This window comes from Pseudomonadota bacterium, from assembly GCA_030775045.1.
GTDB lineage: Bacteria > Pseudomonadota > Alphaproteobacteria > JALYJY01 > JALYJY01 > JALYJY01.
Genome location: JALYJY010000011.1, coordinates 19,404 through 28,799 on the forward strand (window position 1 = coordinate 19,404; position 9,396 = coordinate 28,799).

Here is a 9,396-nt window from a genome sequence, read left to right on the forward strand (position 1 = left end):
CTTACCGGCGGGCAGTTTTTTTGAGGCTTTTCCACGCCACCCGGTCGGCGCCGCTGGGCAGGGGGATGCTGCCCCGGCTTTCCATCCACGCCGCCAGGTCTTTCCAGACTACCGGAGCCTGAAGGTCGCGCATCAACATGTGCCAGCCGTTCTCGTAGCTGGCTATGACGGGACCACCGGTTCCGGACTCAGGCAGGCGGGAAAGGAAAGTTTTTACAGATCCGGACTCCAGAACTTCCTCATGATGGCCATACAGCACCAGCATGGGTGGTGTGCCGGATAGTTGCGGGGCTGCCGCCAGGGCTGAGTCCATCAGGTCCACCAGCCCTGCCAGCGTATCCACGCGCGAGCCCTTGAGGAACAGGGGATCGTTGCCCAGGTCTTTCAGGACTTCCAGATTGTCCGTGGCCCGGATGTTCAGGTCCTGGGGCGGGCGGAAAGACACACCTGGAATGGTCCGCAGGGTCACCCACAGGGCCAGCCGGTGCAGGACCGGCATGGTCTCCCGCCCCCAGGTGGCCGGAGCGGACAGGATAAAGCCGTCCGGCTGTGCAGCCCTGAATCCTTCCCCTGAAGTCAGGGTGTGGATCACCATGGCCCCGCCCATGCTTTCGCCCAGCACATACAGGGGTATTTCCGGATACATGCGCCGCAGGGCCAGGGCGGCTGCGCGGACGTCGGATGCCAGCGTCTCCTGTCCCGCCCAGATCCCCGGCTGTGCCGATTGGCCAAAGCCGCGCTGGTCGTATGCGTACGTGGCGATCCCGGCGGCCTGCCAGGCCCGGGCGGGCATGTCAAAGGACCGGGAATAGTCATTGAACCCGTGCAGGGCCAGAACGACCGCTTCCGGCTTTTCCTTTTCCGGCAGCCAGCGGCGCAGGGGCAGGGATACCCCGTCCGGAGTGACATACGATGTGCTGTTCATGGAGGGTTCCTGCACGGATGGCCCCAGGGGCTGGAGTGTGGGGGCGCACGCTGCCAGCAGCGCGGCCAGAAAAAGGCTATGCCACCTGGGCATGGGAGTCCCGGGTCAGCTGCAGGAACACATCTTCCAGGCTGGCTTCGTCCACGCTGATGTCCACAACGCCGATCCCGGCAGCCTGCAGCGCCGCAAGAACCGGACCAATGCTGTCCCGGCTGGGTCTGTAATGAACCACCAGGCGGCGCGGACTAGGTTGTTCCGTGGTCCAGTCCGCAAGGCCGGGCGGGACGGCATTCAGGTCCCGGTCCAGCGTCAGGGTCAGGGTTTTGCTGTCCAGCCGGCCCAGAAGGGCAGGCGTATCCTCGCATGCGATGACCCTGCCGTGGTTGATGATGGCGATCCTGTCGCACAGGTCTTCGGCCTCTTCCAGATAATGGGTGGTCAGCACGATGGTTGTGCCGGCCCGGTTCAGGGTGCGCACATGGGCCCACAGGGTCTGGCGCAGCTCCACATCCACGCCGGCGGTGGGTTCGTCCAGGATCAGGATGGGCGGGGCGTGGACCATGGCCTTGGCCACCATCAGCCGCCGGCGCATGCCGCCTGACAGGCTGCGGGAGTATGCATCGGCCTTGTCCGTCAGGCCCACAGCGGCCAGAAGCTGGTCCGTCTGCCGCTCCCGGGCAGGAACGCCATACAGGCCGGCCTGCAGCTCCAGCAGTTCCCGCGGGGTGAAAAAGGCATCCAGGTTCAGCTCCTGCGGCACCACGCCCAGAGCCGCGCTGACACCTTTGGGATCCCGGTCCGGATCCCGGTCCCAGACCCGGATCGAGCCGGCGGTCTTTTTCACAAGGCCCGCCAGAATGTTGATGAACGTGGACTTGCCGGCGCCGTTGGGTCCCAGAAGCCCGAAGACAGAACCCCGGGGAATGTCCAGGTCGATGCCCTGCAGGGCTGTTTTCGGACCGCTTTTGCCCCGGGCGGCATAGGTTTTCACCAGACCGCGGACGGAGATGGCCAGATCAGGTAGGGGAGAATGGGTCATGCTGGTCCCCGATATTGATTGTCAGCGGATTATGCGTATCATGGCGCAGTTTTTCAAGGCACAGAGAGCCGGAACCCATGACCGAGACAGTTATTGTAGATACAGCATCAGCTCCCTGCGACGGTGGCAATGGTCCGCTGGGCCATCCCCGGGTGTGGCTGACGCTGGAGGGCGACGGCAGGGTCGACTGCCCCTATTGCTCCCGCCGGTTTGTACTGAAAGAAGGACCTTCCATGCGCACATTCAGAACTCTCGATGATTTCCAGGTTTCCGGAAAAACCGTTCTGGTGCGTGCTGATCTGAACGTGCCCATGCAGGACGGAAAAGTGACGGACACCACGCGCCTGGACCGGCTGGCCCCTACGCTGAACGAGCTGGCAGGGAAGGGGGCAAAGGTGGTTGTGCTGTCCCATTTCGGCCGTCCGAAAGGGGGGCCGGATACGCAGAATTCCCTGAAGCCCGTGGCGGCCGAGCTGGCCCGCTCCATGGGCCGGTCCGTGGCTTTTGCCGGTGACTGTGTGGGGTCGGTGGCGGAGGGCGCTGTGGCAGCCCTGAAGCCCGGCGATGTGGTGGTTCTGGAGAACCTGCGCTTTCATCCGGAAGAGGAAAAGAACGATCCCGCCTTTGCCGCGCGTCTGGCCCGGCTGGGGGATCTCTATATCAACGATGCATTTTCAGCGGCACACCGGGCCCATGCCTCGACCGAGGCTCTGGCCCGTCTGATGCCTAACGCGGCCGGTCGTCTGATGCAGGCCGAGCTGGAAGCGCTGGAAAACGCCCTGACATCGCCAAAACGTCCTGTGGCGGCCGTTGTGGGCGGGGCCAAGATCTCCACCAAGCTGGACCTGCTGGGCAATCTGGTGAAAAAGGTCGACATGCTGGCGCTGGGCGGCGGTATGGCCAACACCTTCCTGTACGCCCGGGGCGTGAACGTGGGCAAAAGCCTGTGCGAGGCTGACATGGCGGACCAGGCCCGGGCGATCATGGAAACAGCAAAGGCGGCCGGCTGCGAGATCATCCTGCCTGTGGACGCTGTTGTGGCGAAGGAATTCAGGGCCGGGGCTGAAAACCGGATTGTGTCTGTGGACGCCATCGCTTCTGACGAGATGGTTCTGGACGTGGGCCCGAAAAGCACGGGCATGCTGTCCACCAGACTGCAGGGTTGCAAAACGGTCGTCTGGAACGGCCCCATGGGCGCGTTCGAGATCAAACCCTTTGATGCCGGCACCAACATTGTTGCCGGATACGTAGCCAGCCTGACCCGGCAGGGCCGCATCCTCAGCGTGGCCGGTGGTGGCGATACGGCGGCGGCGCTTGCTGCTGCGGGCGCTGATCATGATTTCAGCTATGTGTCCGCAGCCGGCGGGGCGTTCCTGGAATGGCTGGAAGGCAAAACCCTGCCCGGTGTCGCCGCCCTGATGGCCGGATCGCAGGCCCGCAAGGAAGTGGCCTGAGTTTACCTCTCCCTCAAGGGGAGAGGTATAGTTTCGTCCTGTTGACTGGAGAGGGAAGGGGGCGTAGTCCTGTCCATAGAAAACCACAGACCTCTTGCAGAACCCGTCGGGACGAGGGGAATGCAAGGAACGAGGAGCGCAGAACCGCAGCGTACATGACGTACGTGAGGATTCGAGCACCGCAGTGACACAGCAGTCACCCGTCCCGGTCGGAGTTATGGAAGAGGTCTTAATGTCTGACAACCGCCCGCTCTCGCCCCATCTGCAGATCTACCAGCCCCAGCTGACGTGGCTGCTGTCCATCACCCACCGTTTCACCGGTGTGGCGCTGGTGTTTGGCCTGCTGATGTTTTCCTGGTGGATCATTGCCGTGGCTTCAGGCCCCGGACCTTACAGGGTCATGCAGGACTTCGTGCTCAGCTGGCTGGGCCAGATGATCCTGATGGGCTGGACGGTGGCCCTGTGGTTCCACATGCTCAACGGCATCCGTCACCTGGTGTGGGATGCCGGCTATGGCCTGTCCCTGAAGGCTGTCTACAGGTCCGGATGGGCCGTCGTTGCGGGAACGGCCGTTATGACGGTCATCACCCTGGTTGCCGCATACACCGCCATCATTCCCTGAGGCCGGACCATGGACAACAGCACATCCCGTTCTTTCCGCACTCCGCTGGGCCGGGCCCGTGGCCTGGGATCAGCCCACAGCGGCACCCATCACTGGCTGGGTTACAGGCTGGCGTCCCTGGCGCTGGTCCCCCTGAACCTGTGGCTGGTCTATTCCCTGATCAGGCACCTGGGTGTGTATCATCAGGTTCTGGTCCTGTGGATCCGCGAACCGCTTAATGCGTCACTGCTGATCCTGAACATCGTGTTCATGTTCCACCATGCCGCCGTGGGGCTGGAGGAGGTTCTGGCAGACTATGTCCAGACGCCCCTGCGTCGTCTTTTTGCCCTGGCGGCAGTCCGCGGTGTGCTTCTGGTTCTGGGCCTGGCGTGTACTGTCAGCGTCCTGACAGTCGCTTTTGGAAACCCTTCCTGATTTTACTTCTGCAAAAGAGGCAGGATCTGCGCCAGCAGGTCCGGTGAGCCAACAGCTACCGCATGGCCCTCGCTTTTCAGGGTCAGGGGGCGTCCGTGCCAGTCGGTCACCCGGCCTCCGGCCCCTTCAATTACCGGGACCATGGGCAGAAAATCGTGAGGACTCATTTTGGGTTCCACAATCAGATCCATATGCCCACTGGCGATCAGTCCATAAAAATAGCAATCTCCATGCCAGTTCATCTGGCGCACAGCCTTTGTCAGGCGGGAAATCCAGGTGTTTCCCAATGGTCCATTGTAGGCAGGATCATAAATACCCGCGTATGCATGATCCAGCCTGGAACAGGACCGGGTACGGACGGGTCTGCCGTTCCAGGTGGTGGCTTGATCCCTGCCGCCGATCCATCGTTCCCCCGTGACTGGAAAATCCATCATGCCCAGGACAGGGGTATTTCCCTGGCACAGTGTAATCAGCGTACCAAAAGTCGGACGACCAATGACAAAGCTTTTCGTCCCATCGATGGGGTCTATCAGCCAGGTGAATGCGCTGGTGCCGGTGGTCCTGTCAAACTCCTCCCCCTGAACGGTGTCGTCAGGGCGCTGGTCGGCCAGGATGTTCCGCAGCCGTTCCTCAATCTGCCGGTCCGCCAGGGTGACAGGCGAGGCATCTGCCTTGATTTCCACAGGCACAGGCTGGCGGTAATACCGTAGCGCAATTTCCCGCGCCGTATCGGCCAGCGTATGCACCAGGGAAAGAAAATCGGCAGGCATGGCATTCTCCGGCAGTTTGTGTAAAACAATAGCATCATGACACAGAGGCAGGACAGGGTCATGGCGACAGAAAAGGAAAAGCGCAGATACAGTCTGGAGCGCGAGGTGATCCTGGCCGTTCTGGTGCTTTACGGGGCCATGAGCCTTATTCTTCTGGCCATCCATTACCTGCAGCCGGAAGGGACAACCACTGTGACCTCGTCCCCGTCTCCGGCCCATGAACACTTCAGCGTTCCTGCTCCGGAGGGACAATGACAGATATTGACAGCCTCTGGGTCCGGATGATCGGCATGACCCCTGAAAACAGGCAGGCTGTGCAGGCCATGACAGGGGCAGATATCAGCACTGTGCCTGATATGGAAAGCGACGGGAACTGGCTTTATCTGCCGTTGCAGGTCATGGTCCGCAGTCCGGAGGGAATCGCCCGGCGCAGTTCCCTGTTCATCATGATGGGGGACCGGCAGCTTATCACTCTCCAGGACCAGGAAAACTTCCCGCCGTTTGCGGCGGCCTTGCGCTACATCCGCCGTCATCCGGAAGCCCTGGACAATCCCAGAACCCTGCTGTGCCTTGTCCTGCAGGTCCTCAACGAACAGGCCGGCAGGGTGATTGCCTCCATTGGTACGGCGCTGGAGGAGACTTCGGACGCCATCACGGCCATTACCGGTTCCCTCAATACAAAAAGGGAAGTGGGTGTCGGGGACATCAGCGACACGATGGTTGATCTGAACACACGGGAAGAGCTGATCTCCCGCTGTCTGGAGAGCCAGCTGTCCCTGGCCCGGGCGGCCAGGTATCTGGATATCGAGATTGCCGAGAGCGAGACCGACCTGCAGGCCCAGGTGCGCAACCTGCGGGCCGATATCAACGGGGTCAAGGAACATGCAGCGTTCGAGCATGACAAGGTGCGGTACCTGCAGAACGCTGTCCTGGCATCCCTGAACATCAAGCAGAACCAGATCGTCAAGATCTTCACCATCATCACGGCGGTGTTCCTGCCACCCACCCTGATCGCCAGCCTGTATGGCATGAACTTTGCCGTCATGCCGGAATTCAGCTGGAGGCACGGCTTTCCGGCGGTCATCCTGCTGACCCTTCTGACCTCTCTTCTGCCGCTGGTCTATATCAGGTACAGGGGCTGGCTGCGCTAGAGTGTACCGTCAATCAAACGGATAATGGCCATCTGACTTCAGCTTTCTCCGCTCCCGGTGCTCACGTACATTTATGTACGCTGCGCGCCGGTTCTCGAAAGCCTTGTCATCTGGCTCATTCTGCGTCGACTGACGGGTACACTCTGGAGCTTTTTGAGTCTCCTGTGTGTTTATCTTTTGTGCCTTTACAGAAACAGGAGAACAGACATGGAAACAGTCCGCAAGGTGGAACCCCCGGTGGGAGAAAACACCCGGAACAGTTCTTCCAGGGTTATTCCCTTCCTGATGGTGGAAGGGGCGGACCGCGTTCTTGAATTCATGAAAACGGCCCTGGGTGCGGAAGAAATCTTTCTCATGCGTCACAGCACCGGTACGATCTGGCATGCGCAGGTCAGGGTCGGCGATTCCCTGATTATGCTGGCTGATTCCATGGGAAAAAAGGAACACGCTATGCCTGCCATGCTCTATGTATATGTGGACGATGCCGATGCGTATTACAGAAAGGCGATTGCGGCAGGGGCTGTGTCAGTCATGGAGCCGGCAGACCAGTTCTGGGGTGATCGCAGTGGCGGTGTACGTGACAGCGGCGGGAATGTCTGGTGGCTGGCCACCAGGATTGAAGACCTCTCGCCTGAAGAGATGACCCGCCGGGGCCGGGATTATGAAAAACAGCATGCTGTCCGCTGATCCGGTCAAGTCCGGAAAACTTCAGTATCGTTGGTATTTTTCCAATGCAGGGCTCCTTTAGGGCTTCCATTTAAATTAAGAAAAATACCTAATGCTGAAGGGAGGTAATGGGCATTTATCTCTGCTGTTTTTCCGCAATCGGGGTTATACTGAAGCTGTCCTGTCTGAAAATGGCGGGGCCGGACTGTAGCAGGTCTGTCTTGCACGTACGGCAAAACGATATTTGCCGCCCCTGGCACAGAGCCGGGTGGCGGCGGCGCATGTCCAGGGCTTCGGCCTAAAGGTCGTCGTGGCTGTTGCAAGACGGTCTGCTAACACCCGGCCACCATGTCTGTCAGGCATGGTGGCTTTTTTGTCCGCGGGGTTGGCCATGACATCAGCAAATCCGGTCCGGAAAAAACACCAGGCGGGCCATGAATCCCTGTCAGTCCATGAATCCTGGAACAGGCCGCCGGTTCTCATCACCAGGGATGAGCTGAAAAAAATCGACGGACATGTGGGGCGGCAGGTACGCAGTATCCGTGTCATGCGCGGCATGAGCCAGGAAAGTGTGGCCCGCGCCATGGGCCTGACGTTCCAGCAGCTGCAGAAATACGAGCTGGGAAAAAACAGGATTTCCGCCTCCAGGCTGTACCAGCTGTCGACGATCTTCGGGGTTACGCCGCTTGCATTTTTTGATGGACTGTCCGTTCCGGAGGAGCAGGAGTCCCTGTCTCTGGGGCGCGAACATGTAAGCCTGATCCGGTATTACAACTCGGCGCCAAAGGCGGCCCGCAGGACCTGCCTGGATATGCTGCGGGCGGCAACTCCGGCCGGCGGAGATGATCCAGCCTGACCCGGCCGGGAAGGACCGGGAAATAATGGTGCCGGCTGAGGGGATTGAACCCCCGACCTTCGGTTTACAAAACCGCTGCTCTACCGCTGAGCTAAGCCGGCCCGGAATATACCCTGGACCGGGCGGACAATAGGCCGGGAAGATAACAAGCTCAAGAGTTTTTGTTGGCATGGCCGGGAACAGAAAATGGCAGCCGGTTGTCCGGCTGCCATATCCCGTACTTGCATATGTGCAGGATCAGCGTCTTCCCTGCCTGCTGCTGCGCGATCCGGACGAGCCTTCGCCACGGCTGCCGTACTCGCTGCCGCCGTAACCGCTGCGGCCGCCGTACTCTCCGCCCCGGCTGCTGTAGCCGCGTCCACCGGACGACGAACCCCTCTCTCCGGAACGGGAAGATGAGGAACCCCGGGAGGAGCGTCCGCCGGAGCGCTGCTGCCATCCCTGACGTGCAGCCTGCGAGTGACCTTCCGGGTCGCCGAACCAGCCGCTGGGCCCATGGTCTTCATTTTCCCATCCCTGACGTGCAGCCTGCGAGTGACCTTCCGGATCACCGAACCAGCCGCTGGGCCCATGGTCTTCATTTCCCCATCCCTGGCGGGCTGCCTGCGAGTGCCCTTCCGGATCACCGAACCAGCCACCACGGCTCTGACCCCGGTTATCACTCCGGCTGCGGCCCTGGCTGCGGGACTGCTGGCTCCGGCCCTGATCCTGGCTGCGGCTCCGGTATCCGTTACCTTCGTCATAACGGGAACGGCCGGAGGTCATCCGGGTGTCTCCGTCATCCTCTTCTTCGCTTTCCCAGGAAGAGGAATCATCGTCTTCCTCGAATTCCACGTCCTGGCCTTCATAGTCTTCCTCACTCATGAAGCGGCCTTCCTCGTCGCGCTCGGGAGAGCTGCGTCCTTCTCCCTGCTGGCTGCTGCGTCGACGGGAACTTCCGCCGGACTGTGACCGGGTATTGCGTGCCATTGCTGACCTCCTCCTTGTTGGTGTCACAGGACAAACAAGGTCTTTCCGGCAAGGGTTCCTGCCAGCTCCTGGATCTGTCGGGGTACTTCCGGCAGGGCGGTCAGCGGCGCCGTGCAACTTCGTACAGTGCCACAGCAGCGGCGTTTGAGACGTTCAGGCTGGGGATAGGGCCGGTGGCCGGCAGGCGCACAACCTCGTCGCAGGTTTCCATGGTCAGGCGGCGCAGGCCCGATCCTTCCGCCCCCAGAACCAGGGCCGTCCTTCCTGTCAGATCCACATCGGACAGGAGTCTCTGGCCCGATTCGGCCAGACCCACGCACCAGAAACCACTTTTCTGCAGGTCGCTCAGGGCCCGGGCCAGGTTTGTCACACGGACCAGCGGGACATGCTCCAGCGCGCCGCATGCGGACTTCGCCAGGGCCGGTGTTGTATCCGGCGCGTTCTTTTCTGTCAGAAACACGGCCATGGCACCGAAGGCGCAGGCCGAGCGCAGGACAGCGCCCACATTGTGCGGATCGGTCACCTGGTCC

At 61.1% G+C, this 9,396-nt stretch carries 12 protein-coding genes and 1 tRNA gene; 7 read left to right on the forward strand and 6 right to left on the reverse strand.

The window, feature by feature from the left end; all coding sequences use genetic code 11:
- Position 1: 1 nt before the first annotated feature.
- Together M3O22_01870 and M3O22_01875 are read right to left on the reverse strand one after the other, a co-directional pair.
- A complete protein-coding gene (locus tag M3O22_01870; GenBank protein MDP9195506.1) occupies positions 2-1,018 on the reverse strand; it encodes a lysophospholipase in 1,017 nt (338 codons plus the stop codon).
- A complete protein-coding gene (locus M3O22_01875; GenBank protein ID MDP9195507.1) occupies positions 1,002-1,964 on the reverse strand; it encodes an ABC transporter ATP-binding protein in 963 nt (320 codons plus the stop codon). Before M3O22_01875 ends, M3O22_01870 begins: the two co-directional genes overlap by 17 nt.
- Positions 1,965-2,041: 77 nt before the next feature.
- Between M3O22_01875 and pgk the strand changes: the two genes are divergently transcribed.
- From pgk to sdhD, 3 genes are all read left to right on the forward strand, one after another.
- Entirely contained in the window at positions 2,042-3,418 is a 1,377-nt protein-coding gene (pgk, locus tag M3O22_01880; GenBank protein MDP9195508.1) for a phosphoglycerate kinase, read from the forward strand.
- A 232-nt stretch (positions 3,419-3,650) separates the two neighbouring features.
- Complete coding sequence (sdhC, locus tag M3O22_01885) at positions 3,651-4,040, forward strand: succinate dehydrogenase, cytochrome b556 subunit (protein MDP9195509.1); 390 nt, start codon at positions 3,651-3,653, stop codon at positions 4,038-4,040.
- Positions 4,041-4,049: 9 nt separating this feature from the next.
- Positions 4,050-4,454, forward strand: a complete 405-nt coding sequence (sdhD, locus tag M3O22_01890; protein ID MDP9195510.1) for a succinate dehydrogenase, hydrophobic membrane anchor protein — start codon at positions 4,050-4,052, stop codon at positions 4,452-4,454.
- 2 nt (positions 4,455-4,456) lie between these two features.
- On the opposite strand, the gene M3O22_01895 is transcribed toward sdhD, so the two are convergent.
- The gene (locus M3O22_01895; protein MDP9195511.1) at positions 4,457-5,224 is read right to left on the reverse strand and encodes an inositol monophosphatase family protein; all 768 of its coding nucleotides are present in this window, start codon (positions 5,222-5,224) and stop codon (positions 4,457-4,459) included.
- A gap of 60 nt (positions 5,225-5,284) precedes the next feature.
- Here M3O22_01895 and M3O22_01900 point away from each other — a divergent pair, with 60 nt between their 5' ends.
- The 4 genes from M3O22_01900 (at position 5,285) to M3O22_01915 (ending at position 7,897) form a co-directional block, all read left to right on the forward strand.
- Positions 5,285-5,479 (forward strand): hypothetical protein, encoded by a 195-nt coding sequence (locus M3O22_01900; protein ID MDP9195512.1) that lies wholly within the window; start codon positions 5,285-5,287, stop codon positions 5,477-5,479.
- Positions 5,476-6,375, forward strand: coding sequence for a magnesium transporter CorA (locus M3O22_01905; GenBank protein MDP9195513.1), 900 nt, complete (start codon positions 5,476-5,478; stop codon positions 6,373-6,375). The genes M3O22_01900 and M3O22_01905 overlap by 4 nt, the downstream gene beginning before the upstream one ends.
- A 207-nt stretch (positions 6,376-6,582) precedes the next feature.
- On the forward strand, positions 6,583-7,062 hold the full coding sequence (locus M3O22_01910; protein ID MDP9195514.1) for a VOC family protein: 480 nt from the start codon (positions 6,583-6,585) through the stop codon (positions 7,060-7,062).
- Positions 7,063-7,432: 370 nt separating this feature from the next.
- The gene (locus M3O22_01915; GenBank protein MDP9195515.1) at positions 7,433-7,897 is read left to right on the forward strand and encodes a helix-turn-helix domain-containing protein; all 465 of its coding nucleotides are present in this window, start codon (positions 7,433-7,435) and stop codon (positions 7,895-7,897) included.
- 26 nt (positions 7,898-7,923) lie between these two features.
- Here the strand turns inward: M3O22_01915 and M3O22_01920 are convergent.
- From M3O22_01920 to M3O22_01930, 3 genes are all read right to left on the reverse strand, one after another.
- Positions 7,924-7,998: transfer RNA gene (locus tag M3O22_01920), tRNA-Thr, on the reverse strand.
- 136 nt (positions 7,999-8,134) lie between these two features.
- Complete coding sequence (locus M3O22_01925) at positions 8,135-8,866, reverse strand: hypothetical protein (GenBank protein MDP9195516.1); 732 nt, start codon at positions 8,864-8,866, stop codon at positions 8,135-8,137.
- Positions 8,867-8,966: 100 nt separating this feature from the next.
- On the reverse strand, positions 8,967-9,396 hold a 430-nt coding region (locus M3O22_01930; protein ID MDP9195517.1), incomplete at its 5' end, for an RNA methyltransferase.

Bases quoted from the DNA above. Each gene is read 5' to 3' on its own strand.
- M3O22_01870 (MDP9195506.1), bottom strand. From the start codon at position 1,018: ATGCCCAGGTGGCATAGCCTTTTTCTGGCCGCGCTGCTGGCAGCGTGC.
- M3O22_01875 (MDP9195507.1), bottom strand. From the start codon at position 1,964: ATGACCCATTCTCCCCTACCTGATCTGGCCATCTCCGTCCGCGGTCTG.
- pgk (MDP9195508.1), top strand. From the start codon at position 2,042: ATGACCGAGACAGTTATTGTAGATACAGCATCAGCTCCCTGCGACGGT.
- sdhC (MDP9195509.1), top strand. From the start codon at position 3,651: ATGTCTGACAACCGCCCGCTCTCGCCCCATCTGCAGATCTACCAGCCC.
- sdhD (MDP9195510.1), top strand. From the start codon at position 4,050: ATGGACAACAGCACATCCCGTTCTTTCCGCACTCCGCTGGGCCGGGCC.
- M3O22_01895 (MDP9195511.1), bottom strand. From the start codon at position 5,224: ATGCCTGCCGATTTTCTTTCCCTGGTGCATACGCTGGCCGATACGGCG.
- M3O22_01900 (MDP9195512.1), top strand. From the start codon at position 5,285: ATGGCGACAGAAAAGGAAAAGCGCAGATACAGTCTGGAGCGCGAGGTG.
- M3O22_01905 (MDP9195513.1), top strand. From the start codon at position 5,476: ATGACAGATATTGACAGCCTCTGGGTCCGGATGATCGGCATGACCCCT.
- M3O22_01910 (MDP9195514.1), top strand. From the start codon at position 6,583: ATGGAAACAGTCCGCAAGGTGGAACCCCCGGTGGGAGAAAACACCCGG.
- M3O22_01915 (MDP9195515.1), top strand. From the start codon at position 7,433: ATGACATCAGCAAATCCGGTCCGGAAAAAACACCAGGCGGGCCATGAA.
- M3O22_01925 (MDP9195516.1), bottom strand. From the start codon at position 8,866: ATGGCACGCAATACCCGGTCACAGTCCGGCGGAAGTTCCCGTCGACGC.